Below are 24,706 nucleotides of genomic sequence, written 5' to 3'. Positions count from 1 at the left end.
ACTCAGCTCCGCCATGACCACGAGGGTGGTGTCGATGATCCGCTCACTCATGAAGCGAGCACCCCTTCCATGTAGTCGAACAACCGTGCCGTGTCCGAAAGACTGCCAAGGACAATGACTTTCATGCGCGCCCGGTCCGCGTCGTAGACCGTCTCGACCCGCAGCGGCTCGGCGTCGCCCGACCGGGTGTTGGCCGCGCCCATCAAGAGGGAGGTCAAGCGGTCGGCCGTCTCCCGGCTGACCGCGTCGACCTGCACGATGCTCGACACCTCGGCGTGCCGCCGCCGCCGAGCCGTGTCCCGGACCGGCTCGGGCACCGAACGCCCGGTGAACGCCTCCAGATCCTCGTGCGCGATCCGGTACTGCTTGCCGATGCGTACCGCGGTGAGCCGCCCGTCGCGCACGTAGTTGCGGATGGTGCGGACATGCAGTCCGAGGCGTTCGGCTACCTGCTCTACCGAGTAGAGTCGATCAGTCACTCAAAAGACTCTAAACTTCCCTATCATTCAGCGCAATAGGGAAGTATTAGGTAAATCGGGAGCAGCCGCACCGGTATCCTTCTCCCCCATGAGCCTCGTTGCGGTGCGGATGAAGATGTCGGCCCAATAGGGCAAAGTAGGCGCCATGGCTACACGGATCGTTTTGGTTCCCGGATTCTGGCTCGGCGCATGGGCCTGGGATGAGGTCGCGACCGACCTGCGGGAGCGCGGCAACGAAGTACAGGCGCTGACCCTGCCCGGACTGGATCCCGCCGATCCCGACCGCCTTTCGGCGACCATGGAGAACCAGGCGCAGGCGATCATCGACGCCGTCCCGGCGGGCGAAACGGTCGTGCTGGTCGCGCATTCCGGTGGCGCGTCCCCCGCCTATCTCGCCACCGACCGTGCGCCGCGGCTCTTCCACCGCGCGATCTACGTCGACTCCGCCCCGGTCCCCCACGGCTTCGTCATTGCCCCCGAACTCGCGGCGACCGGACCCGAATGGCTGCTACCGGACTGGCCCGAACTGGAAGCCACCGGCAACAGCATCGAGGGCTTGGCCGAGGCGACCCTGGCCCGCTTCCGCGAGCGCGCCGTCGGCGAGCCGACCACCATCACGTCCACCCCGCTCGAGCTCAGCGATTCCCCCGCTCGCCTGTCGATCCCGACCACCATCATCTGCAACAGCCTCCCCTCGGAACTGGCCAAGAAGTTCCGCGACGAAGGTGAAGTCCCCGCCTTCACCGAACTGACCCGCATCGACGCCGACTACATCGACCTCCCCACCGGTCACTGGCCCATGTGGTCCAAGCCCACCGAACTCGCCGAGCTCATCCACACCGTCGCCAACCGCCCCTGACTCGAGCCGGGGATCTCACAGCGGGTCCGTACGACTCATAGGGTGTGTGGACCCGGTGAGGCGTACGGACCCGCTGTGAAACCACTCGCTCGCGGCGCTCCCACACCTTTGAGGCGTGCAGACCCGCTGTGAAACCACCGGCGTTGCCGCTCGCCTCGCGGATGGTCAGCGCAGGGCGGCGGCCTTGCGCGCCAGGCGCTTGGTGGCGGTCTTCGCTGCCGCTTGCGCTTCGGTCGGCTTGTCGGCTGCCTTGGCGGCCTTCTTCGCCGGAGCCTTCTTGGCGGCCGCCTTCGTCGCGGACGCCTTCTTCGCCGGTGCCTTCTTGGCGGGGTTCGATGCGGGCGGCTGTTCCAGCGCCTCCCGGAGGAACTGGCCCGTGTAGCTTTCCGCAACGGCCGCAACGTCTTCCGGGGTGCCTTCGGCGACGACCATGCCGCCGCCGGAGCCACCTTCGGGGCCCATGTCGATCACCCAGTCGGAGGTCTTGATGACGTCCAGGTTGTGTTCGATCACGATGACCGTGTTGCCCTTGTCGACCAGGCCGTTGATCACCTTGAGGAGCTTGCGGATGTCTTCGAAGTGCAGGCCGGTGGTGGGTTCGTCGAGGATGTAGACGGTCCGGCCGGTGGAGCGCTTCTGCAGTTCGGCGGACAGCTTGACGCGCTGCGCCTCACCACCGGAGAGGGTCGGTGCGCTCTGACCGAGGCGCACGTAGCCGAGGCCGACGTCGACGAGGGTTTTCAGGTAGCGGTGGATCGAGCTGATCGGCTCGAAGAACTCCGCGCCCTCCTCGATGGACATGTCGAGGACCTCGGCGATGGTCTTGCCCTTGTAGTGCACCTCGAGGGTTTCCCGGTTGTAGCGGGCACCGTGGCAGACCTCGCACGGGACGTACACGTCCGGCAGGAAGTTCATCTCGATCTTCAGCGTGCCGTCACCCGAGCACGCTTCGCAGCGACCGCCCTTGACGTTGAAGGAGAACCGGCCCGGCTGGTAACCGCGCACCTTCGCCTCGGTGGTTGAGGCGAACAGGGTGCGGATCTTGTCGAACACACCGGTGTAGGTGGCCGGGTTGGAGCGCGGGGTGCGGCCGATCGGCGACTGGTCCACCTGGACCAGCTTGTCCAGGTTGTCCAGCCCGTTGATCCTGGTGTGCCGACCGGGCACCTGCCGCGCGCCGTTGAGCTTGTTCGCGAGCACGGTCGCCAGAATGTCGTTGACCAGGGTCGACTTGCCGGAACCCGAGACGCCGGTGACCGCGGTGAGCACTCCGAGCGGGAAGCTGACGTCGATGCCGCGCAGATTGTGCTCGGTCGCACCGACCACGGTGAGCTGGCGCTTCTTGCTGATCGGCCGCCGCACCATCGGCACCTCGATCCGCTCACGGCCGGAAAGGTAAGCGCCGGTGAGCGATTCGGGATCGGTGAGCAGCTCCTGATATGGGCCGCTGTGCACGACGCGGCCGCCGTGCTCACCGGCAAGCGGGCCGATGTCGACCACCCAGTCCGAGGCGCGGATGGTGTCCTCGTCGTGTTCGACGACGATCAGCGTGTTGCCGAGATTCCGCAGCCGCGTGAGGGTTTCGATGAGCCGCCGGTTGTCCCGCTGGTGCAGGCCGATGGACGGTTCGTCGAGCACGTACAGCACGCCGACCAGCCCGGAGCCGATCTGGGTGGCGAGCCGGATGCGCTGTGCCTCACCGCCGGACAGCGTGGCCGCGGCGCGCGAGAGCGACAGGTATTCCAGGCCGACATCGAGCAGGAAGCCCAGGCGTGCCTGTACCTCTTTCAGCACCTGCCCGGCGATCGCGGCCTCGCGCTCGCCCAGGGTGAGCGAGTTCAGGAACTTGGAGCAGTCGCCGATGGACAGGTCGCTGACATCGGCGATCGACTTGTTGTCCCCGCCCGCGTTGATGGTGACCGCGAGGATCTCCGGACGCAGCCGGGCACCGTTGCAGACCGGGCACGGTACGTCGCGCATGTAGCCGTCGTAGTGCTCCTTCATCTGCTCGGACTCGGTGCTCTCCATCCGCCGCTGCAGGAACGGCATCACGCCTTCGAAATCGGCGTAGTACGAACGCTTCCGGCCGTAGCGGTTGGTGTAGGAGACGTGCACCTGGTCGGAACTGCCCTCCAGCACCGCCTTGCGGGCCTTGAGCGGCAGGTCCTCCCACGGCGTGTCCATCGAGAATCCGACGGACGAGGCGAGCCCGGACAACAGCCGGGTGAAGTACTCCGCGGTCTGCCCGCGTGACCAGGGGGCGATTGCACCTTCGTTCAGGCTCAGCGCCGGATCGGGCACCACCAGTTCCGGGTCGACCTCTTTGCGGATGCCGAGACCGGTGCAGTCCGGGCAGGCGCCGTAGGGCGAGTTGAACGAGAACGACCGCGGTTCCAGATCCTCGATATCGAGCGGGTGCCCGTTCGGGCAGGCCAGCCGTTCGGAGAAGCGGCGCTCCCGGTCGTGCGCGTGCTCGTCGCGATCCACGAAGTCGAGCACCACGATGCCGTCGGCCAGCCGCAGCGCGGTCTCGATCGAATCGGTGAGGCGCTGTTTGGAAGCCGGCTTGACGGCCAAGCGGTCCACCACGACCTCGACGTCGTGCTTTTCCTGCTTCTTCAGCTTCGGCGGGTCGGTCAGCGGATACACCACGCCGTCGACCCGCACGCGGGAGTAGCCCTGGGTATTCAGCTGGTCGAACAGGTCGACGAACTCACCCTTGCGGGTGCGCACCACCGGCGCCAGCACCTGGAACTTGATGCCCTCCTCCATGGCGAGCACCTGGTCGACGATCTGCTGCGGCGTCTGCTTGGCGATCAGCTCGCCACAGACCGGGCAGTGCGGGGTACCGGCGCGCGCGTACAGCAGCCGTAGGTAGTCGTAGACCTCGGTGATCGTGCCGACAGTGGAGCGCGGGTTCCGGTTGGTCGACTTCTGGTCGATCGAGACCGCGGGCGAGAGGCCCTCGATGAAATCGACGTCCGGCTTGTCCATCTGCCCGAGGAATTGCCGGGCGTACGCCGACAACGACTCCACATACCGGCGCTGCCCCTCGGCGAAGATCGTGTCGAACGCCAGGCTCGACTTGCCGGAGCCGGAAAGCCCGGTGAACACGATGAGACTGTCGCGGGGAAGATCGAGGTCGACCCCCTTCAGGTTGTGCTCCCGAGCTCCGCGCACAGTGAGGCGTTCCGCCACCAGGTGAGTCCCTTCTCGATCGTGTTCGGCATCGACCAACAGCATCAGCAAACGACGGCGTCGTCAGCCGAGAGACGACGTTCAGACGTATCCCGCCGCCATGCTAGGCGCGCCCACCGACAAGTTTTCCGAGCGGACACCTGCCGAGGTCAGTAGTTCGTTCTCCGCAGGTCACCGGATAGACCGCGGACCTGCCAGCCATCCGCGTCGACGGTGACCGTCAGCACATCCGAGCCCACGCGCAGCCCGCCGACTCGAAGCGGCAGATAGCGGGCGGGAACCACCGGTGCGACCGACAGCACCCCCTCCGGAACGCTCGGTTCCAGTCTCAACAGCGTACGCAGAAACAGCAATGGCGCGGCAGCGGCCCACGCCTGCGGGGAGCAGGAGGTCGGGTAGGGCACGGGGATGTCGAATTCGGCGCGGTCGAAGCCGCAGTAGAGCTCGGGCAACCGGTAGCCGAATCGGGTCGAGGCGTCGAGCACGGCCGCGACGACGCGATTGGCGTGGTCGGTGAAGCCGTAGCGCATCAGGCCGGCGGCGCAGATCGCGTTGTCGTGCGGCCATACCGAACCGTTGTGATAGCTGACCGGGTTGTAGGCGCCCATCGAGGTGGCCAGGGTGCGAATCCCCCAGCCGCTGAACATCTCCGGCGAGAGCATGTGGTCGGCGACCCGCGCGGCCTTGTCGTCGTCGACGATCCCGGTCCATAGGCAGTGGCCGATATTGGAGGTGAGCGCGTCGATCGGCCGCTTGTCCCGGTCGAGGCCGATCGCGTACCAGCCTCGGTCCGGTAGCCAGAACGCCTGGTTGAACGCGATTTTCAGCTGTGCGGCCTTGGCCCGCCAGCGTTCCGCGGTCGGGTGATCGCCGACCCCGGCGGCCAGCGTGGCGCGGGCCAGATACGCCGCGTAGACGTAGCCCTGCACCTCGGCCAGGGCGATCGGCGCCTCGGGCAACGAGCCGTCGGCGAAGTTCACGCCATCCCAGGAGTCCTTCCAGCCCTGGTTGGCCAGGCCGTGCTCGGCGGCGCACTGGTATTCGACGAAACCGTCGCCGTCGACGTCGCCGTAGTGTTCGATCCACTCCAGCGCGCGATCCGCGTGCGGCAGCAGGTCGTCACGGATCCGCGTGTCCAGTCCCCAGCGGTGCAGTTCGCCGAGCAACATCACGAAAAGCGCAGTGGCGTCGGCGGTTCCGTAATACGCGGTGCCGCCGCCGAGCAGCAAGGTGGCCGCCCGCCCGAACCGCACCTCGTGCGGGATCCGGCCCGGCTGCTCTTCGGTCGTCGCCCGCACTTCGGTGCCCTGTAGGTCGGCGAGGCTTTGCAGCGTGCCGACGGCGAGTCTGCGGTCCAGCGGCAGCACCATCCACGAGGTGAGCAGCGAGTCACGGCCGAACAGCGCCATGAACCATGGCGCGCCCGCGGCCACTACCGAGCGCTCCAGATGGTTGGGGTCGAAGATGCGTAACGCACCGAGATCGGTGAGGGTCCGTTGTAGCACCGACGCGAGGGTCTTGTCCTCGGTGTGCACGGTCGGCGAGTTCGCGTACCACTCGCGCAGCCGTTGCGCGGGTGCGCTGCGGTTCACCGGTGTGCCGCACGGATAGCGCGGCGGCACGGCGTCGGTGCCGAGCGCGGGCAGGTACTCGATGCACGCGGACCATTCGCCGCGCCCGGGAAGGTTTATCTCCCAGCGCAATTCGCGGTCGGTGGTGGTGGCTCCGCTGCCGATGACGGTCACCGACATGGCCAGCTCGGGACGGCTGATCTGGACGGCGCCGTTCATCGCGCGCGCCGCGGTGACCACGTCGCGGCCGGTGCGGCCCTCCTTCACCTCGAACAGGTCGGCGAAGTCGGCGTCCACTTCCAGCACGATCGCGCAGTCGAGCGGTTGGCCGGACAGGTTGCGTACGACCAGGTCCTCGCGCATGCCGTCGCCGACATGGCGGCTGATCATCACCAGCGCGGTGCTGTCGGCGGTGCCCGCCCGCGGCGCGGTGCGTGCCAGCAACGTCGCGCTGTACGGTTCGTCGTAGCGCACGGTGAGCGGCTGCGGTTCCAGCCCGTCGACGGTCAGCCGCCAGTGCGACAACACTCTCGTATCGCGAACGAACAAGCCCTCCGCGCGATTCGCGCTGATCCGCCCGCCGGTTTCGCCGATGCAGAAGGTCGAGCCCTCCACCAGGGTGACGCCGGCGCTGATCGCCCGCGGCGTGCCCGTATCGGGTCCGTCGCCCCACGGATGGGTCACGAGCGCGTCCGCGCGGCTGCCCGGGTCACGCCACCGGCGCGGGCACCATCGCCCGGGTTGCCCGCTCGCCTGCCAGGATGCGGCGATACAGCCGCTCGTGATCGCGCGCCATGCGCAGCCTGCCGAACCGCTGCTCGGCCGCCGTGCGGCAGACACGGCGATCGATGGTGTGCACCTGCTCCAGGGCGTCCACCATCTCCTCCACGTCGCGGCACAGGAACCCGGTCTTGCCGTGGTCGACGATTTCCGGGGCCGCACCGTTGGGGAACGCGAGAACCGGTGTGCCGCAGGCCAATGACTCCGCCATCACGAGTCCGAAGGGTTCCGGCCACTCGATCGGGTTGATCAACGCGTCGGCGTGGCGCACCAGTTCGACCCGGCGCGACATCGGTTCCTCGCGCGGTTCAGGATCGTCGGGCCCCATCAGTGGACGCACCCGTTCAGTGTAGTAGCGCCGCTCCTCCGGTTCGCGCATCTTGGTGATCATGAGCAACTTGCGCCGGGCCAGCCGGGCTATCTGCACCGCACGGTGCACGCCCTTCTCCGCATTCATCCGGCCGACGAACACCACGTAACCGCCACCGCCCGGACCGTATCGGTAAGCGTTGAGGTCGATTCCGTGGTGGATCACCTCGGCGATCGGCACGCTGCCCGCCATCCGCCGCTGCGCCTCGGAAATCGCGACGATGTGGGCGTGGCGCGCCATGGAACGGAACAGTTCCTGGCGCATGGCCGAAAAAGGGCCGTGGTTGGTGACCACCACCGGTGGGCCGTCCTGGATGGCGCCGACGAACGGGCCGAGCGAGGTGTGGTCGTGGATGATGTCCATGTCGGCCAGCGTCTCGTAGGCCGCGAGCACGTGCATCAGCTCGGCCTCGCCGATCCCGATCTGCGCGGTCGGATGCTCGTACAAGGAGTATCGCCGCACCGGGCAGGTGGATTCACCCACCGTGAACAGATGCACGTCGTGGCCGAGCATGTCGAGACCGACCGCCAAATTGCCGACAACGGCTTCCGTGCCACCGTAGGCCGGCGGTGGTACCGGTACCCATGGCGGAACTATCTGCCCGATTCTCATGGCAGCCTGCGTTCTTCGACGCCCCGCCCTTTCTCGGCGGAACCCCAGTGCGCGCCGCAGCCGGCGCAACGCAAAAGGACATCCGGAACTTCTTCGAAAGTGCTGACGGCGCTGGATCCACATCCGGGACACGCACGCGGCGGTCCGAAGATCGTGCTGAAATCTAATGTCGCTGAATATGTCATCGCTCGAGTTCCCACACATACGTGAGCCTTATGGCTCCGATGCCCAGGCCCCCTCTGGTTGACTTCATTGCAAGCTTACCCGGAACCTCGTTGTCTACTCGTGGGATTCGCGGGAGCTACTTTCGACCGGACAAACGAAGACAGGGAGGCGGCCGTGCTCGAGGTATTTCTCGTCGACGACCACGAAATCGTCCGGCGCGGTCTGATCGATTTGCTGGAAGGTGATCCCGAACTGACGGTGATCGGCGAGGCCGGTGACGTGGCGCAGGCGATGGCCCGGATTCCGGTGCTGCGTCCCGATGTCGCGGTGCTCGATGTCCGGCTGCCCGACGGCAACGGCATCGAGTTGTGCCGCGACCTGCTCGCCGAGGTCGACGGGCTGCGCTGCCTGATCCTCACCTCCTACACCGACGAGCAGGCCATGCTCGATGCGATTCTGGCCGGTGCCAGCGGTTATGTCGTGAAGAACATCAAGGGCATGGAGCTGGCCGCCGCGATCAAGGCGGTCGGCGCGGGCCGTTCCCTGCTGGACAACCGGGCCGCCGCCGCATTGCGAGCGCGGTTGCGCGACAGCACGCCCGACGACGACGGCCCGCTGGCCGGGCTCACCGAACAGGAACGCCGACTGCTCGCCCTGCTCGGCGAGGGACTCACCAACCGGCAGATAGCGGCCCGAATGTTCCTGGCCGAGAAGACGGTGAAGAACTACGTGTCGAGATTGCTGGCCAAGCTCGGCATGGAGCGGCGCACCCAGGCCGCGGTGCTGGCCAGCAAGCTCGGCGAACGCTGAACGCCGATGCCGGACCCCGTCCCGCACGCCGTGCTCGACACGTTGCGCACCGTCGTGGACTTCGCCACCCGCATCGCCATCGAGAACGCCAGGCTGCACGAATGGGCCCGCACCCGGCAGGCGTGGATCGAGGCGACCAGGGACATCGCCACTGAGTTCCTGGCCGGCACCGAACCGCACCGGGTGCTCGCGCAGGTGGTCGAGAACGCGCGGGTGCTGACCGAGTCGGCGCAGGCGATGCTCGCGGTGGTCGAACCGGGCATCCCGCCCGAGGAGGCCACGGAACTCGGTGTGGCGCACTGGTCGAGGGCGGCCGCGCCGGTGGACGAGCACACCGTGCGGCTCATCGGCACCGCCGCGGGCCAGGCCTTCGCGGAGCGCGCGACGGTGCACCTGGCCGACGCGGGTGGCATCGACCTCGGAGCCGCGCTCGGCGCGACCGGCCCCGCGCTGATCCTGCCGTTGCAGACGGCGGGCGTGGTGCTCGGTGTGCTCATCGTCGTGCGTGCCCCCGCGGCCGCGCCGTACTCCGCTGAACTCGTCGCGCTCACCGCGGCATTCACCGATCAGGCCGCGCTGGCCATGCAGCTCGCCGACGCGCAGCGCCGGACACGCGAACTCGATGTGCTCGCCGATCGCGATCGGATTGCGCGGGACCTGCACGACCACGTGATCCAGCGCGTCTTCGCCGTCGGTCTCGGCTTGCAGGGCATGGCCGCGCGCGTCGATGATCCGCAAGTCCGGCAACGCCTTTCGGACGAGATCGATCGATTGCAGGAGATCGTGCACGAGATCAGGACGACGATCTCCGATCTGCACGGCGGCTCGGGCACCTCGCTGCGGCGACGGCTGGAGGACGCGATCCGGCAGCAGACCGCCGAGACCGCGATCCGGGCGCGGCTGCGCGTCGACGGGCCGCTGTCGGTGGTCGGTCCCACGCTGGCCGATCACGCAGAAGCCGTGGTCCGCGAATCGGTCAGCAATGCGGTGCGGCATTCCGGCGGTAACTCGGTGACGATCGAGATCACCGTCGCCGACGAGTTGACCATCCTGGTGCAGGACAACGGTTCGGGCGTGCCCGCCGACGTAAACCCCAGCGGCCTGGCCAATCTCGCGCAGCGAGCGGGCGAGTCGGACGGCCGGTGCAGCATCGAACGCGGTGCGACCGGTGGGACGCGGGTGCACTGGTCGGCCCCGCTGAGCTGAAGTTCGCTAGTGGACGGGTTCGACCAGCGTGAGATCGCCGTCGTAGCGGCGGTACAGCAGGCGGCCGCGACCCCGGGTCTGGTCGGTGAAGAACAGAAACGGCAGGCCGTGATGGCACAGGATGTGCGCGGCGCGGTCCTCGTCCAAGACGGGCGCTGGCTCGGTATCCATCGTGCGCGGAAGCGAATTGACCGTCGACGGGCTGCTCACCGCCGCATCCTGGCGGGCGAGCCGGACGCCGAGCGGATCACCCCAGTGCACCACGGCCTCGGTGCCGGATTCGCGGTCGATGAACAGGTAGGCGTCGTAATCCATCGCGTCCATCACCGCCGTCGCCTCGACGGGAGTGCCGGTGCGCAGCGCGCACCGCTTGCGGCGCACGATCGGGCGCGGCTCGGTGACCCGCGCGAGCGGTGGACGTGCGGGATCGGGCCAAGCCCTGGACTGGGTGGTGGCGAGCCTGGCCAGCTGCCGGTCCAGCCGCTCGGCGGCGAAGGTGACGGCGAACCCGCCGGGCCCGGGCACCTGCACCCGGGTGGCGAGGCCGCGGCAGCGAACGTTGGCCTGCACCACGGTGGCCGCGTCGGCATCGCCGGGCGCGGTGACACGCACCCTGGTCGCCGCGTCGAGGTGGTGCCTGCGCAGCACCCGGCCGATCGCCCGGACGGCCCGCGTCACGTCCACGTCCGGGACTGCACCGAAGGTGGTCACCGCCAGATCGAGATCGCTTGCGGTCAGCCAGTGTTGTGGCGACGACGACGGCAACAGTCCCGGTGACTTCATGTGACACGTCCTGCCCTCGATATTCACCGCCAAAACCCCATAGCACCATCGCAATGCCGTGGCGAACAGGGCCGAAAGTCCTCCAATGACCGGTCGTTGCGATGCGGGGCCGGCTCAGGCGGGTCCGAGCACCACCACAGAGTTGTTGCCACCCATGCCTAGCGACAGTTTCGCGGTGATACCGCCCTCGAACGGCGTCGGCCCGTCCAGCAATCGGAAGTAGGCGGGCGCGACGATCGGCGCGGCGGGCACGATGCCCAGGTCGTAGCCCATCGCGGCGGCCGCGACCTCGACGCCCGCTGCCGCGCCCTGGCAGTGGCCTGCCAGCGGTTTGAGCGCGTAGACGTGGGGCTGGTCGCCGAACAGGTTGGTCAGCAGATCCCGTTCCGCCTCGTCGCATTGCCGGGTGCCGGTGCCGTGGGCGTTGAAGTAGCGCACGTCCGCCGCGGTCACCCCGGCGTTGTCGAGGGCGCGTCGGGTGCACTCGAAGATCTGCTCGTGGGTGGGGTCGACGGACACCACGTGGTAGGCGTCGTTGCTCATGCCGCCGCCGAGCAGCGCGGCGTAGGGCCGCTGCACCGCGCGGCTCAGCACGAACGCCACCGACGCCTCGCCGAAGCTGAAACCGCGGCTGCCTTCCTGGAACGGGCGGCACCCGTCGAGTGGTTCGGTATCGGTGACCGCCGCGCCGAGTCCGACGAAGTGCTCGACCATGTCGGGGGTGGCGGACATGTCGGTGGCGATGCACACGACGTCGTCGGCGATGCCCGCGTCCAGCCAGAGTTGCGCGGTGATCAGCGCGACATTGGCCGAGCTGCACGCCGCGGAGACGTTCATGGCGGGACCGTGGAAGCCGTATTCCTGCATGAGCACCGAGAGCGGGGTGGACGGGATCAACCGCATGTAGTCGCGGGACCGCCGGTGTCCGTGGTCGACAAGGTAGAAATCGCGCCAGTTGACGACGTCACCGAGCACGATCGCGTGCAACAGACCGACCGTCCGGCCCGGTTGCCAGCCGCGTGCCAGCGCGTCGGCGATCGCCTCCCGCGCCGACTCGTGGATGGCTCGCCCGTACCGGCTCGTGCTGACCGTGTGATCGCCGCCGTCGGGGACCAGCGACACCCAGGCATCCTCGTCGCGACCCGGTCCGTACCCGGACTGCACCGAGGCGGCCGATTTCCCGCTCAACAGGCCGTGCCACAGCGCCTCACGACCCCAGCCGTAGGCCGTGACGGCACCGATTCCGGCGAACGTCATATGATCTTGATGCTGTGGTCGGTTGTTCGGGGTCGCGCCCGGCATAGCATCGCTCCTTCGCCGATTCCCCGGCCGATCAGCGATCGACCAGATATTTCGCAGAGAATCGGTTCTGTAATGATCACCGGACAGAGCCCGATTAAGTGCCCGAACTGTGATCGAAGCAATAGCGTCGACGCTGTGATCTTCTACACGTCGATACCAGAATAATCCCATGTTCCAATGGCCATAATCGGGTCGACGATCGGGGGTTCGAGTGGGTGAGGACAAGGTAGCCGCCGCGGTCGACGCCGCCGAGCAGCTAGCCGAGCGCTACCGTTCTCTGGTCGAGCACACGCCCGACGGTATCTGCGTGCACGAGCGCGGGATGGTCGTCTACGTCAACCCGGCTACCGTGCGTTTGCTGGCCGCCGACAGCGCCGACGACATCATCGGCAAGCCACTCACCGAGTTCGTCCACCCCGGCTCCATCCCCGGCATGCTGGAGCGGATCAGTCACCTCACCACCAAGGGCGCCGCCTCCGATCCCACCGAGATGACGCTGGTCCGGGTGGACGGGGTCACGGTGCCGGTGGAGACCGTGTCGGTGCTCACCGCCTGGCACGACCACCTCGCCTATCAGGTGGTCATCCACGACCTCACCGCCCAGCGCCACGCCGAGGCCGCGCAGCGGTTGGCCGAACAACACTTCACCACGGTCGTCTCGCAGTTGGAGGAAGGCGTGGTGGTCATCGATCCGGAGGGCCGGATCGAATCGATCAACCCGGCGGCCAAACGCATCTTCGGCACCGAGGGCTCCGACGACGAACTGCTCGGCGAGGTGATCCAGGCACTTCCGCTGACCCTGCTGGACGCGAACGCGCAGCCGCTGCCGCCGACCCGCCACCCCATCGCCCGCACCCTGGCCACCGGCGAGACGATCACCGGTTACGTCTTCGGCGTCGACCGGGCCGACGGGCAGCGGCGCTGGCTGTCCGGCAGCAGCCGCCTGCTCAATCCCGACGATCCGCGCTCGTCCGCGGTCTCGTCGTTCGCCGATATCACCGAGTTCCGAGCCAGCAGGCGGCAATTGGAGTACCAGGCCACCCACGACTCGCTGACCGGGCTGGCGAATCGCTCGCTGATCCTGTCCCAGCTGGCCGGCGCGCTGGCCACCAGCGAGGACCTGCCGGTGTCCACGGTGCTGTTCATCGACCTGGACGGGTTCAAGGCGATCAACGACACGCTCGGGCACGCGATCGGCGACACGGTGTTGCAGATCGTCGCGCAACGGTTGCAGCGGGCGCTGCGTGGCGACGATATCGTCGGCCGGCTTGGCGGCGACGAATTCCTGGTGCTGCTGTCCGGGGGCACCCGGCGGGTGGACATCGACGCGCTGGTGGCGCGGCTGCGCTCGACCATGGCCGAGCCGATCATCGCGCGCGGGCACCGGATCGAGGTGAACGCCTCGATCGGCGTCACGCCGCTCGCGGTCGGCGACCGCCGCACCCCCGAAGCCGTGCTGCACGACGCTGACCTGGCGATGTACCGGGCCAAGCCGTCCGGACACCGCGAGGGTTCGGTGAGCAAGGGCCGCAGACCCAACAGCACGCACGCTTCCTGATTTCATGGGCTCGCCGGAATACCAGCGGAGCAACGAAGTGTTGTTCACCAGCGAATACGGCGAGCCCGCCGCAATCGCAGTAGACTCGACAACTCTGTTTTCCGAGCGTTCGCGTGCGCCTTGCCGTTCGCGGGTACCGTGCGCTCGGCTCATCGCGGTGACAAGGAGTTCAGTTTGCCCGACCTCACTCAGGACCGTGCCTCGCAGGAGGGCGCGCCGGAGCTGACCCGCGAGACCGAGCAGGAACAGGCATACCTGTCGGGACTGTACGAACGGCTCGACGAAATGCGCGAATACGCCCGGAACCGGTTGAAAACCGTGCTGCTCGAATCCGGCGGTACCCCGCAGGCCCGCAGCGAACGCGAATCGTTCAGCCAGCTCTACACCGAGGACCTCGCCAAATACGATGCGGCAGAACACGGTCTGTGTTTCGGCCGGATCGACCTGGACGATGAATATCGCTACATCGGCAGGCTCGGCATCCTCGACGAAAAGGACGACTACGAGACGCTGTTGCTCGACTGGCGCGCTCCCCTGGCCCGGCCGTTCTACCTCGCCACCACCGCGGCGCCGGACGGGGTGACCCGGCGCAGGCACATCCGCTCGCGCAACCGCAAGGTCACCGCGCTCAACGACGAATACCTCGATCTGGACGCCGCGCGCCGAGCCGGGGTGACCGACGACGACGGCGGTGTCGGCAGTGAGAGCGCGCTGCTCGCCGCGTTGAATGCCGCCCGCACCGGGCACATGAACGACATCGTCGAGACCATTCAGCACGAGCAGGACGCGATCATCCGCTCGGAGCACAAAAGCGTCCTGGTGGTGCAGGGCGGGCCGGGTACCGGCAAGACGGCCGTCGCGCTGCACCGGGCCGCCTACCTGCTCTACACCTACCGCCAGCAGCTGGCCAAGAGCGGCGTGCTGATCATCGGGCCGAACGCCACCTTCCTGGACTACATCGGCCAGGTGCTCCCCTCGCTCGGTGAGACCGGCGTGCTGCTGTCCACCATCGGTGACCTGTACCCGGGAGTGAAAGCGACCAGGGAGGATTCGTTGCGGGCGGGCGAGATCAAGGGTTCGCTCGCCATCCTCGAGGTGCTCAAGCAGGCGGTGCGCGACCGGCAGGAGGTGCCCGCCGAACCGATCCGGCTCAGCTTCGACGGCTACCCGGTGACGCTGGACCGCAAGATCGCCACCAGGGCGCGCGGCCGGGCCCGCTCCTCGCGCCGCCCGCACAACCTGGCCCGGCCGATCTTCGCGAGCGCGGTGATCGACGCGCTCACCGACCAACTCGCCGAGACCATGGGCGCCGACCTGTCCGGCGGCGCCAGCCTGCTCAGCCGCACCGACCTGGCCGAGATCCGCGACGAGATGCGGGCCGACCAGGCGATCCAGCAGGCCATCGGCAAGCTGTGGCCGCTGCTGTCCCCGCAGGATGTGCTGGCCGATCTGCTGGCCGACCCGAAGCGGCTGGACCGAGCCGCGTCCGCGCTCGATCCGGACGATCGAGCCGAGCTGGTGCGACCGGACAACGGCGAATTCAGCGCCGCCGACGCCCCGCTGCTCGACGAGCTCGCCGAACTGCTCGGCGTGGACGACACCGAGGAACGCGAGCGTGCCAAGCGCCGCTGGCGGGCCCAGCTGGCCGAGGCGCAGGACGCGCTGGACATCCTGACCGGTTCGGCGCCACAGGATCTCGAAGACGAGATGGATCCGGAGATCCTGATGGCCTACGACCTGATCGACGCGAGCCAGCTCGCCGAACGCCAGGACGTGCGCACCAGGCAGACCACCGCCGAGCGCGCCGCGGGCGACCGCACCTGGACCTACGGGCACGTGATCGTGGACGAGGCGCAGGAACTGTCGGAGATGGCCTGGCGGATGGTGATGCGGCGCATTCCGAACCGCTGGATCACCGTGGTCGGCGATGTGGCGCAGACCGGCGATCCGGCAGGCGCCTCGTCGTGGCAGCGGATGCTGGAACCGTATGTGGCCAAACGCTGGAAACTCACCGAGTTGACGGTGAACTACCGAACCCCGGCCGAGATCATGGACGTCGCGGCGGACGTGCTTGCCGCGATCGACCCGTCGGCGTCCGCGCCGCGCTCGGTCCGCGACAGCGGAAACCCGCCGCGCGGGTACCGGGTCGCCGCGGACCAGGTGCACGACGAGGTCGCGCGATTGGTCGCCGCGGAGACCGGGCCGGGGACGACCGCGGTGATCGCGCCGCACGCGCTGGTCGAGGAGTTGGCCGACCTGGCCGGTGAATCGGTGCGGGTGCTCACCGTGCACGACGTGAAGGGCCTCGAGTTCGACGCGGTGTATCTGGTAGAGCCGCAAGGCATCCTGGCCGAATCACCGCGTGGCCTCAACGACCTGTACGTCGCGCTCACCCGCGCGACGCAACGGCTCGGTGTGGTGCACAGCGGTGAACTGCCGGAGGTGCTGCGCGCGCTGCGTTGACGGGTCACGGGAACGCGAAACTCCGCATTGCGCCACCATGCGGCGCAATGCGGAGTTCGTCGAAATTTTCCTAGCGGACGGTATGGACGATCAGGACGTCCGAGCGCGACTTGCGCGCGACGTCCGACGGCACGGAGCCGAGCAGGCGGCCGGTCAGCGTGTTCAGTCCGCGGTTACCGACCACGAGCAGGTCGGCGTCGACTTCCTTGGTCAGGGTGAGCAGCGACTCGACGGGCTCGCCGACCACAGCGCGCTCGACGATGTCCACCGCGCCCGCGGCGGCGGCCTTGTCCCGCGCGGTGCGCAGGATCTCGTTGGTGGGGGCGGACCCGCGCACCTGGTAGGCCTCTTCCTTGAGCACATCGGCGGCGGCGGCCACGTCGCGATCGTCGGTCGGGTAGTAAGCACACGCGATGACCAGGGTCGCGGCGGACACTCCAGCCAGAGCGGCGGCCTTCTCGACGGCGACGTACGACGAGTCCGAGCCATCGGTACCGACAACAATGGTCCGGTAGGCGGTCATTCTGTCCTCCAACTGTGCGGTGTCAGGGTGCCTACGCACGGTGCGAACCCAGGAACACGGCACCGGCGCAGCGACTCGGTTCGACCCTAGCGGCAAACTGAGCGGAAATATCAGAAATCGCAACACATCACATCTGGGGTGTTCCGGCATTGCCGCCACACGTTCGCCAGGAAATGCCGCAAGGGCCTGAGCAACCAGGGCAGACACAATTGCCGCGCCGCGAATCTGTGATCGAGCACAACTACGGCGAACGGTCTTGTCCCCGTGGGATATTCGTCACACACCAGCGACGATCGAACAGCCAGCGGCCCGTCTCGGCGCGCAAATCGCGCACCGGACGGGCCGAGGTGAGCCTGGGACTACCGTGCCATTACGGCCACGGTTGGTAGTTCGCCCAGAATAAGCCCAGAATCGCGCCGATGATGTCCATGCCTTCCTCTCCCTGCAGTAAAAAGGACGCGCAATATTAGCGCGGCACGCGGGGTCAGAGGTCGAAAAGCGGTCCGGTGATGGTCAATCCGAGGTCGTCGACATGCGCGAAGAAGGCAAACAGCATCAACGCGGCACCGGCAAGGGCAAGATTCTTGTTGAAGTGGATCATTTCACCCTGTTTGGCCTGCGGATCCGTCTCCTTCCAGAACGTGTGCATCAGCAGCGCGGTCACCAGCAGCAGCACCGCGAGCAGCAGCGAGCCGAGGTCGGCCCACACGCCGAGCAGCACACTCAACCCGCCCAGGCCGAACAACGCACCCGAGCCGAGCACCGAGAGCTTCGCCATCGGAACACCTTTGCTCTGCGCGTACCCCGCCATCGCCTCGGTCTGCATGACGTGCCCGAGCGCGGAGCTCAGGAACAACACCGAAAACAACACCCGTCCGATCAACACCACGACATCCATATCCAGCTCCTTGTTCGGCTGAGTTAGGTAGTGCAACATTCAACTAAGTGCCTCGGGAGTTATTCCCGGTCCCATGGCCGAATGGTCGAATACGGTCGGCTCAGCAACTATGCCCTGGTCGGCATGACCTTTGCTGTGACCTCGTTGCGCGAGCGTAGCGAATTCTTGGCGTATTCCAGTGGAGCCATTCCGACTTCCGCGGTGAACTCCCGCGAGAAGTGCGCCTGATCGAAGTATCCCAGCTCCACGGCCAATGCGGCGAGGTCTTCGGTACGGCCGCGGGCGAGCAGTTCGGCGCCGTCCTGCAGGCGATATCGGCGCAGCACCCATTTCGGTCCCGCGCCGACGTAGCGGCGGAACATGCGTTGCAGGGTGCGGATCGGCAGGTCGAATCGGTCGGTGAGCTGATCGACCCTGGTCAGGTCCTGGTCGGTGGCCATGGCGTCGACGATGCGGAGCACCAGCCGGTAGGTCGGATCGTCGGGGAAGGCGCGGGCCGCGAGGAAGTCGTGCAGGACGGCGCGGCGCTGGTGGTCGGTGGGGACGTCGAGGACGCGGTCGACCAGTCCGACCGCCTCGGGTATGACCTCGGTCAGTTCGACGTTGGCGTCCCGGAACGCACCGACGTCGAGTCCGGTGAACGCACCGAAACCGCCCGCCCGGAAGCGCACGCCGAACACCTCGCCCGCCCCGCTGAGTTCCCGGACGAACTTGGTCGTGCACACGCCGTTGACGAAACTGCCTGTGCGACTTGCCGATCGCTCGAAGGTGACATTCACGCTCGGATACGGCAGCACCTGCGCCTGATACGGCGGCCGTCCGCACAGATCCCAGCGCACCGACCAGTACCACTCGACGAATCGGTCCACCGGCGGCTCGGCGGGCAGCCGCGCCAGCGTCCGATATTTGGCTTGCTCGTCCGGGTGCAGGATGCCGGTGGTGTCGGCGGGGGCCACCGGGTTGCGGGGTGGCCGCGGGTCGGAATCAGCGCTGCCGGGCATGGTTTCGCTGTCCGTGTCGCTTTCTTACAAGACCGCAGCGAGGCCGCCGACCAGGATTGATGTCATGACGAACACCGTGAACCCCATTGCCGACGGCTACCACTCCATCACCTGTTTCCTCGCGGTCGGCGACGGCAACAAGGCCATCGACTTCTACTCCGCCGTGTTCGGTGCGGAGGTGGTCACCCGCAACGACCTGCCCGACGGCCAGCCCGCGCACGCCGAACTGAAGATCGGCGATTCGACGCTGCAGCTGGGCATGCCCATCCCGGACAACAATGTGCTCGCCCCGAACGGCGAGTGGGTGCACACCTCGATCGTGCACTACTGCCCCGACGTCGACGCGGTCATCGAGCGCGCCATCGCGCACGGCGCCCGCAGTGCCGAAGAACCCCAAACCTTCGTCACCGGTGACCGGTACGGCGTGGTGATCGATCCGTTCGGTCACCGCTGGGCGGTCATCACCAAGGTCGAGGACGTCGCTCCCGAGGAAGCGAAGCGCCGCGTCGACGAATGGATGGCCACCCAGGGCTGACGCCTCCGCCCGATGGGCGCCGCCGGTCAACTCAACCCGGCGGCGTCCATGCCGCGCAGTTCCTTCTTGAGATCGGCGATCTCATCGCGCAACCGGCCTGCGAGCTCGAATTGGAGTTCGCGGGCCGCGTTCATCATCTGCGCGGTGAGTTCCTTGACCAGGTCGGCGAGTTCGGCGCGCGGCATCGACTTGATGTCGCGGCCCTCGTAGACACCGGCGCTGACGGCGCGGCCCGGTTCACCCTGGGCGCGACGGCCGCGGCTGGCGTTGCGGCCGGAACCGCCGACCTCCACCTCGGTCTCGTCGGCCTCCCGGTACACCTGGTCGAGGATGTCGGCGATCTTCTTCCGCAACGGCGTCGGGTCGATGCCCATCTCTTTGTTGTAGGCGACCTGCTTGGCCCGGCGGCGATCGGTCTCCTCGATGGCGTGCTGCATCGAATCAGTGATCTTGTCGGCGTACATGTGCACCTCGCCGGACACGTTGCGCGCCGCGCGGCCGATGGTCTGGATCAGGCTGGTGCTGCTGCGCAGGAAGCCTTCCTTGTCCGCGTCGAGGATCGCGACCAGCGATACCTCGGGCAGGTCCAGACCCTCGCGCAACAGGTTGATGCCGACGAGCACGTCGTATTCGCCGAGGCGCAACTGCCGCAGCAGTTCCACCCGGCGCAGGGTGTCGATCTCCGAGTGCAGATAGCGCACCCGCACGCCGAGGCCGAGCAGGTAATCGGTGAGATCCTCTGCCATCTTCTTGGTCAGCGTGGTGACCAAGACGCGCTCGTCCTTTTCGGTGCGCAGCCGGATCTCGTGCACCAGATCATCGATCTGACCCTTGGTCGGCTTGACCACGACCTGCGGGTCGACCAGTCCGGTCGGACGGATGACCTGCTCGACGACCTCGCCGCCGACCTGGCCCAGTTCGTAGGGACCGGGGGTGGCCGACAGGTATACCGCCTGGCCGATCCGGTCGGCGAACTCCTCCCAGGTGAGCGGTCGGTTGTCCACCGCGGACGGCAGCCGGAACCCGAATTCGACCAGGTTGCGCTTGCGCGACATATCGCCCTCGTACATGCCGCCGATCTGCGGCACCGTCACGTGCGACTCGTCGATGACCAGCAGGAAGTCGTCGGGGAAGTAGTCGAGCAGGGTGGCGGGCGCCGACCCGGCCGGGCGGCCGTCGATGTGGCGCGAGTAGTTCTCGATGCCGGAGCAGAACCCGACCTGCCGGATCATCTCCAGGTCGTACTGGGTGCGCATGCGCAGGCGCTGAGCTTCGAGCAGTTTGCCCTGCTTCTCCAACTCGGCCAGCCGCTGCTCCAACTCGGCCTCGATGTCGCGCACCGCGCGCTCCATCCGGTCCGGACCGGCCACGTAGTGGGTGGCCGGGAAGATGCGCAGCATGTCGACCTGACGGACCACGTCACCGGTGAGCGGGTGCAGGTAGTACAGCGCCTCGATCTCGTCGCCGAAGAACTCGATGCGGACCGCGAGCTCCTCGTAGGACGGGATGATCTCGACGGTGTCACCACGCACCCGGAACGAACCACGGGTGAAGGCCATGTCGTTGCGGGTGTACTGCACGTCGACCAGCAGCCGCAGCAGCGCGTCGCGGTCCACCTCGGTGCCAACCTCGAGCTGCACCGAGCGATCGAGGTAGGACTGCGGGGTGCCGAGGCCGTAGATGCACGACACCGATGCGACCACCACGACGTCGCGCCGGGAGAGCAGGCTCGACGTCGCCGAATGCCGCAGCCGCTCGACGTCGTCGTTGATCGAGCTGTCCTTCTCGATATAGGTGTCGGTCTGCGCGATGTATGCCTCGGGTTGGTAGTAGTCGTAGTACGAGACGAAGTACTCGACGGCGTTGTTCGGCAGCATCTCGCGCAGCTCGTTGGCCAGCTGGGCGGCCAGGGTCTTGTTCGGGGCCATCACCAGCGTCGGGCGCTGTAGTCGCTCGATGAGCCACGCCGTGGTGGCCGACTTGCCGGTGCCGGTGGCGCCGAGCAGCACGACGTCGCGCTCCCCCGCCCGGATCCGGCGTTCCAACTCCTCGATGGCGGCGGGCTGGTCACCGGCGGGCACGTGCTCGCTGACCACCTGGAAGCGCCCCTCGGTGCGCTCGATCGCACCCACGGGACGGTGCTCGGAGTGCGCCAGCGGGGTCTCGCCCGCGGCCCTCTCCTCGTAGCCTTCCGTCGGAATCTCGGTTGCGAATGCCATGCTCACCAGCCTAAGCCCAGCCACCGACAGATTTCTCGGGTCGTCCGGCGGCCGAGGTAGGTCGTGCCGTCGACGAGCCGCGACCCGACCGATCGTGAGCCTGTCCATCGCGGCAGTGACGGTTGCCGCGGTCGGTCAGCGGGCGCGATAGCCGCCCCGTTGCCGCACCGATGCCGTTTCACATTTCTCCCCTAGGCTGTGTCCGAAATGTCCTTTGCGGCAACACAATTCGTGTCGGAAATGATGTCGCGTCATTCCCCCCACACGGCTTTTGCCAGGTGTACTCTGATTTGGTTGTTCGGACAACAAGTTCGGATGTGGCGAAGGACCAAGAGCCATGAGAGGTCTGATTCCATTGCTCAAAACCGTGCCAACCACCGGCTTCGCCGGAAACGTCGCCAGGCATCTCCGCGCCGCGGTACCCCGGCTGATGCACTCCGAACCCGCCGCCACCCCACCGACCACCGAATTACCGCCCGGTCACCCGCCGCACCGGCCCGAGGTCGAGTTCTTCAATCTCGCGGAGCTCACCAGCACCGACAGCAAGGGGTTCGTCCGCCAGGTCGAGCGCTACCAGCAGGAACCGTGGGGCGTGTACATGGCGCGGGTCGTCCCCGTTCCACACCACCACTACCTCGAGTGCTGGCTGCTGCCCGAGTTGTCGCTGCGCGTGTCGCTCACCCGCCGGAACCCGGCGCACCACGTGTGTCACGACTTCCACCTCGATATCGGCGAGTTCACCCAGCTCGAGCCGAAACTCTGGAAGGCCGTCGACCACTATCTCGACATCGAGGTGCACCGCGGCCACACCGTCGAACTGCGCGGCGTCGACGACCTGCTGGCCGCCCACGCGGCCGGATTGGTGGACACAGTGCAGGCGCACCGGGCCTTCGACTGCGCGACGGCCGCACTGGACGGACTCGCCGCCAACGACCACTGTGTGGAGGACTGGCTGGCCACCCAGGGCATCACGCTCACCTGGATGTAACCGCCAGGCCACTCGACGCGGTCGCCGCAGCGGTAGATTCTGAATGCATGACGCAGGCACCTTCCGTTGACGTACATCGACCCAAGGTCGAGTACTTCGACCTCGCGGACCTGACCAACACGGATCCGAAGGGATTCGTGCGGCCGGTCGAGCGGTACCACGTGGAGCCATGGGGCCTGTACATGGCGCGGACCTCCGACCATGAACAGTTCCACTACATCGAATCGTGGCTGCTGCCCGGCTTGGCGCTGCGCGCGACCGTCTTCCACTACCACCCCGAGCACCAACGCGACCAGGACTTCTACCTCGACCTCGGCGAGTACAACCAGGTCGGCCCGCAGCGGTGGAAGTCGGTGGACCACTATCTGGACATCGTCGTGCGCTCCGGCCGCGACACCGAACTGCTCGACGTCGACGAGCTCCTCGCCGCCCACGCCGCCGGACTCCTCACGGCCGCCCAGGCCCAGTCGGCCATCGAACACGCGACCACGACGATCGACGGCATCGCCGCCAACGGCTACAGCCTCGAGCGCTGGCTCGAACCGTTGGGCATCACCCTGACCTGGATCTGACCCGCTCTACCGACTGGACGCCGCGCCGCTCTGCCGACCGGCAGTGCTGGCGCGTCGCTAGCGATCCCGCCAGGCCAGCATGCGTGGATAAGCGGCCGCGAACCAAGGTTCCTTGACCTCCAGGTAAGCGGCCGTCGCTGCCGGACCGGACAAGCGGGACGCTTTCGCTTCACCCTCGCGCTTCACCTCGAGATATTCCGCGCGGGCCGCGGCGTCGGCGCGCAGCCAGTCGCGGAACAACAACGCGTACTGCTGCCCCGGTGACCCCTCGGCGCGCACGTGCACATTGGCGAGGCGACCAGGATCGGCATTCTGGTGAAAACGCTTGCCCCACAACGTGAGATCGGTTCCCGCCGGATCCTCCGGCGTCGGCCGGGGTTCATCCTGCGTGTTCTCCGGCCGGACCGGAAAACCCGCCGCCCCCAACGTATCCCGCAATCCATCGGCCGCCGCGAGGTCGGCGACCGTGATCTGGAGATCGATCACATCCTTGGCGGGAAAGTCCGGCACCGCGGTAGACCCGATATGGTCGATCCGCACCGCCGAAGACCCGCACGCCACCCACAGCCGGGCAATGAGTCGTTGCGCTTGGGCTGCCCATTCCGGATTCGGCGGCACCAGCCGTATCTCTTTGCGCCGCGCGGGGGTGCCCGTGCGCAGGTTGCGCTCGAATGGCACCAGCCGCGCGTGCCACAGCTCGCGCACTGCCTCCTCGACCTCTTCCGGCGCCCCGCTGTTGTCGAGTAACACATCCGCCACCGCATGCCGCTGCTCGTCGGTGGCTTGCGCCGCGATACGCGCCCGCGCGTCGGATTCGGTGACACCGCGGAATTGCACCAGTCGACGCAGCCGAGTTTCGGCATCGACATCGACGACAAGAACCAGGTTCATCAATGGCGCGAGACCATTTTCCACCAGCAATGGAATGTCCTGCACGACAATGGCATCCTGCGGCGCCGCGGAAATGAGTTCGGCGGTGCGTTTACCGACCAGCGGATGCGTTATCGAATTCAATGTCGCGCGCGATTCGTCGTCCGCGAATGCCTTGGCGGCCAAGGCGGGGCGATCCAGGCTGCCGTCGGCGGCCAGGATCTCGGCACCGAACGCATCGACCAGTGCCGCGAGGCCCTCGGTCCCGGGGGCGACGACCTCCCGTGCGATCAAGTCGGAATCGATGACCACCGCACCGAGGTCGGCGAGAATCCGCGCCACCGTCGACTTGCCCGCTCCCATGCCTCCGGTGAGGCCGATCCGCAACATTCGACCAGTCTCGCATCTCGCCCACCGCGGCCCACCCGCCGCCCGGTTGCGCACCGGGGCCGCTCGATGGGCGCGGTGGGCCCGTGTACAGGTTGCGACACAAACAGCTGGATTACCCATCGCGGCGGCACTTTCCACCTCCCGCCGCCGCAATTGCCCGATCCGTGACGAGCCCGAGACCAATTCGCAACAATTACGGCCGGACCCGGTCGACCAGCCACAACTTTTCGACACGCCGGGGCAATTACTTGCGCAAAATACTCTGCGGGGCCCTTTCGTTCGACTAATCTTCGCCGTGGCGATCCAGGCGCCAGCACCAGCAAGCAAAGGAACACCATTGGGCACCAGAAACAACCAGACGGCTCGCCACCGCCTGGGCATGGCGGGCGGAGTTCACTGCGTCCAGATTCCCGCCGTCGCAGCCGCGTTAGCCGAGCACCGTCGCACATGGTTCACCGCGTTGATCAGCCCGGCCCGGCACAGCTTCGCGGCCATGCGGAAACGCTCCGCCGTCTCCTCGGTCCGGTGGGTGCCTGCCACCGCCAGCTGACCTC

19 protein-coding genes are annotated in these 24,706 nt (G+C 67.3%); 8 read left to right on the top strand and 11 right to left on the bottom strand.

The genetic code is table 11. From position 1 onward, the window contains the following. Positions 1 to 47: 47 nt before the first annotated feature. Positions 48 to 479, bottom strand: coding sequence for a helix-turn-helix domain-containing protein (locus KV110_RS12640; RefSeq protein WP_218476129.1), 432 nt, complete (start codon positions 477 to 479; stop codon positions 48 to 50). A gap of 145 nt (positions 480 to 624) precedes the next feature. Here KV110_RS12640 and KV110_RS12635 point away from each other — a divergent pair, with 145 nt between their 5' ends. Then, entirely contained in the window at positions 625 to 1,338 is a 714-nt protein-coding gene (locus KV110_RS12635; protein ID WP_218476127.1) for an alpha/beta fold hydrolase, read from the top strand. A 165-nt stretch (positions 1,339 to 1,503) separates the two neighbouring features. Here KV110_RS12635 and uvrA read toward each other — a convergent pair whose 3' ends face one another. The 3 genes from uvrA to KV110_RS12620 all read right to left on the bottom strand — a co-directional run bounded on the left by uvrA (position 1,504) and on the right by KV110_RS12620 (position 7,869). Continuing rightward, positions 1,504 to 4,536 (bottom strand): excinuclease ABC subunit UvrA, encoded by a 3,033-nt coding sequence (gene uvrA / locus KV110_RS12630; RefSeq protein ID WP_218478404.1) that lies wholly within the window; start codon positions 4,534 to 4,536, stop codon positions 1,504 to 1,506. Positions 4,537 to 4,685: 149 nt separating this feature from the next. Next, a complete protein-coding gene (locus tag KV110_RS12625) occupies positions 4,686 to 6,791 on the bottom strand; it encodes an amylo-alpha-1,6-glucosidase (protein ID WP_218476125.1) in 2,106 nt (701 codons plus the stop codon). A gap of 25 nt (positions 6,792 to 6,816) precedes the next feature. Beyond that, a complete protein-coding gene (locus KV110_RS12620; RefSeq protein ID WP_218476123.1) occupies positions 6,817 to 7,869 on the bottom strand; it encodes a glycosyltransferase in 1,053 nt (350 codons plus the stop codon). Positions 7,870 to 8,208: 339 nt separating this feature from the next. Here KV110_RS12620 and KV110_RS12615 point away from each other — a divergent pair, with 339 nt between their 5' ends. Continuing rightward, positions 8,209 to 8,844, top strand: a complete 636-nt coding sequence (locus KV110_RS12615; RefSeq protein WP_218476121.1) for a response regulator — start codon at positions 8,209 to 8,211, stop codon at positions 8,842 to 8,844. Positions 8,845 to 8,850: 6 nt separating this feature from the next. After that, positions 8,851 to 10,050, top strand: coding sequence for a sensor histidine kinase (locus tag KV110_RS12610; RefSeq protein WP_218476119.1), 1,200 nt, complete (start codon positions 8,851 to 8,853; stop codon positions 10,048 to 10,050). Positions 10,051 to 10,056: 6 nt separating this feature from the next. On the opposite strand, the gene KV110_RS12605 is transcribed toward KV110_RS12610, so the two are convergent. Further along, on the bottom strand, positions 10,057 to 10,833 hold the full coding sequence (locus tag KV110_RS12605) for a sigma 54 modulation/S30EA ribosomal C-terminal domain-containing protein (RefSeq protein WP_218476117.1): 777 nt from the start codon (positions 10,831 to 10,833) through the stop codon (positions 10,057 to 10,059). A gap of 114 nt (positions 10,834 to 10,947) precedes the next feature. Next, positions 10,948 to 12,090 carry a beta-ketoacyl synthase N-terminal-like domain-containing protein gene (locus tag KV110_RS12600; RefSeq protein ID WP_218476115.1) on the bottom strand — a complete coding sequence of 381 codons (1,143 nt, stop codon included), beginning with the start codon at positions 12,088 to 12,090 and terminating at the stop codon, positions 10,948 to 10,950. Positions 12,091 to 12,346: 256 nt separating this feature from the next. Here KV110_RS12600 and KV110_RS12595 point away from each other — a divergent pair, with 256 nt between their 5' ends. Together KV110_RS12595 and KV110_RS12590 are read left to right on the top strand one after the other, a co-directional pair. After that, positions 12,347 to 13,693: a diguanylate cyclase domain-containing protein gene (locus tag KV110_RS12595; RefSeq protein WP_218476113.1), complete on the top strand. Its 1,347-nt coding sequence runs from the start codon at positions 12,347 to 12,349 to the stop codon at positions 13,691 to 13,693. A 174-nt stretch (positions 13,694 to 13,867) separates the two neighbouring features. Then, on the top strand, positions 13,868 to 16,156 hold the full coding sequence (locus KV110_RS12590) for a HelD family protein (protein ID WP_246634495.1): 2,289 nt from the start codon (positions 13,868 to 13,870) through the stop codon (positions 16,154 to 16,156). Positions 16,157 to 16,226: 70 nt separating this feature from the next. Here KV110_RS12590 and KV110_RS12585 read toward each other — a convergent pair whose 3' ends face one another. The 3 genes from KV110_RS12585 to KV110_RS12575 all read right to left on the bottom strand — a co-directional run bounded on the left by KV110_RS12585 (position 16,227) and on the right by KV110_RS12575 (position 18,578). Next, positions 16,227 to 16,679 carry a universal stress protein gene (locus KV110_RS12585; protein WP_014983412.1) on the bottom strand — a complete coding sequence of 151 codons (453 nt, stop codon included), beginning with the start codon at positions 16,677 to 16,679 and terminating at the stop codon, positions 16,227 to 16,229. 484 nt (positions 16,680 to 17,163) lie between these two features. Beyond that, positions 17,164 to 17,577 (bottom strand): DoxX family protein, encoded by a 414-nt coding sequence (locus KV110_RS12580; RefSeq protein ID WP_218476111.1) that lies wholly within the window; start codon positions 17,575 to 17,577, stop codon positions 17,164 to 17,166. A 107-nt stretch (positions 17,578 to 17,684) separates the two neighbouring features. Further along, positions 17,685 to 18,578 carry a helix-turn-helix domain-containing protein gene (locus tag KV110_RS12575; protein ID WP_218476109.1) on the bottom strand — a complete coding sequence of 298 codons (894 nt, stop codon included), beginning with the start codon at positions 18,576 to 18,578 and terminating at the stop codon, positions 17,685 to 17,687. A gap of 64 nt (positions 18,579 to 18,642) precedes the next feature. Between KV110_RS12575 and KV110_RS12570 the strand changes: the two genes are divergently transcribed. Further along, complete coding sequence (locus KV110_RS12570; RefSeq protein WP_218476107.1) at positions 18,643 to 19,113, top strand: VOC family protein; 471 nt, start codon at positions 18,643 to 18,645, stop codon at positions 19,111 to 19,113. Positions 19,114 to 19,139: 26 nt separating this feature from the next. Here KV110_RS12570 and uvrB read toward each other — a convergent pair whose 3' ends face one another. Then, positions 19,140 to 21,332: an excinuclease ABC subunit UvrB gene (uvrB, locus tag KV110_RS12565; protein WP_246634494.1), complete on the bottom strand. Its 2,193-nt coding sequence runs from the start codon at positions 21,330 to 21,332 to the stop codon at positions 19,140 to 19,142. 337 nt (positions 21,333 to 21,669) lie between these two features. On the opposite strand from uvrB, the gene KV110_RS12560 reads away from it, so the two are divergent. Both KV110_RS12560 and KV110_RS12555 read left to right on the top strand, forming a co-directional pair. Then, positions 21,670 to 22,320, top strand: a complete 651-nt coding sequence (locus KV110_RS12560) for a ribonuclease FAU-1 family protein (RefSeq protein WP_218476106.1) — start codon at positions 21,670 to 21,672, stop codon at positions 22,318 to 22,320. Between the two features lie 47 nt (positions 22,321 to 22,367). Then, entirely contained in the window at positions 22,368 to 22,892 is a 525-nt protein-coding gene (locus tag KV110_RS12555; protein ID WP_218476104.1) for a ribonuclease FAU-1 family protein, read from the top strand. 57 nt (positions 22,893 to 22,949) lie between these two features. Here the strand turns inward: KV110_RS12555 and coaE are convergent, their stop codons facing one another. Further along, positions 22,950 to 24,152, bottom strand: a complete 1,203-nt coding sequence (gene coaE, locus KV110_RS12550) for a dephospho-CoA kinase (RefSeq protein ID WP_218476103.1) — start codon at positions 24,150 to 24,152, stop codon at positions 22,950 to 22,952. Between the last annotated feature and the right edge of the window lie 554 nt (positions 24,153 to 24,706).

Origin of the sequence: Nocardia iowensis, from assembly GCF_019222765.1 — a bacterium.
GTDB lineage: Bacteria > Actinomycetota > Actinomycetes > Mycobacteriales > Mycobacteriaceae > Nocardia > Nocardia iowensis.
The sequence above is the reverse complement of the archived record's forward strand: the minus strand, read 5'-3'. Positions and strand labels throughout refer to the sequence as shown.

What these genes read in the sequence shown, in the direction of transcription:
- KV110_RS12635 (WP_218476127.1), top strand. Translation starts at nt 625, where the DNA reads ATGGCTACACGGATCGTTTTGGTTCCCGGATTCTGGCTCGGCGCATGG.
- KV110_RS12620 (WP_218476123.1), bottom strand. Translation starts at nt 7,869, where the DNA reads ATGAGAATCGGGCAGATAGTTCCGCCATGGGTACCGGTACCACCGCCG.
- KV110_RS12610 (WP_218476119.1), top strand. Translation starts at nt 8,851, where the DNA reads ATGCCGGACCCCGTCCCGCACGCCGTGCTCGACACGTTGCGCACCGTC.
- KV110_RS12605 (WP_218476117.1), bottom strand. Translation starts at nt 10,833, where the DNA reads ATGAAGTCACCGGGACTGTTGCCGTCGTCGTCGCCACAACACTGGCTG.
- KV110_RS12600 (WP_218476115.1), bottom strand. Translation starts at nt 12,090, where the DNA reads ATGACGTTCGCCGGAATCGGTGCCGTCACGGCCTACGGCTGGGGTCGT.
- KV110_RS12585 (WP_014983412.1), bottom strand. Translation starts at nt 16,679, where the DNA reads ATGACCGCCTACCGGACCATTGTTGTCGGTACCGATGGCTCGGACTCG.
- KV110_RS12580 (WP_218476111.1), bottom strand. Translation starts at nt 17,577, where the DNA reads ATGGATGTCGTGGTGTTGATCGGACGGGTGTTGTTTTCGGTGTTGTTC.
- KV110_RS12575 (WP_218476109.1), bottom strand. Translation starts at nt 18,578, where the DNA reads ATGCCCGGCAGCGCTGATTCCGACCCGCGGCCACCCCGCAACCCGGTG.
- KV110_RS12570 (WP_218476107.1), top strand. Translation starts at nt 18,643, where the DNA reads ATGACGAACACCGTGAACCCCATTGCCGACGGCTACCACTCCATCACC.
- uvrB (WP_246634494.1), bottom strand. Translation starts at nt 21,332, where the DNA reads ATGGCATTCGCAACCGAGATTCCGACGGAAGGCTACGAGGAGAGGGCC.
- KV110_RS12560 (WP_218476106.1), top strand. Translation starts at nt 21,670, where the DNA reads ATGAGAGGTCTGATTCCATTGCTCAAAACCGTGCCAACCACCGGCTTC.
- KV110_RS12555 (WP_218476104.1), top strand. Translation starts at nt 22,368, where the DNA reads ATGACGCAGGCACCTTCCGTTGACGTACATCGACCCAAGGTCGAGTAC.
- coaE (WP_218476103.1), bottom strand. Translation starts at nt 24,152, where the DNA reads ATGTTGCGGATCGGCCTCACCGGAGGCATGGGAGCGGGCAAGTCGACG.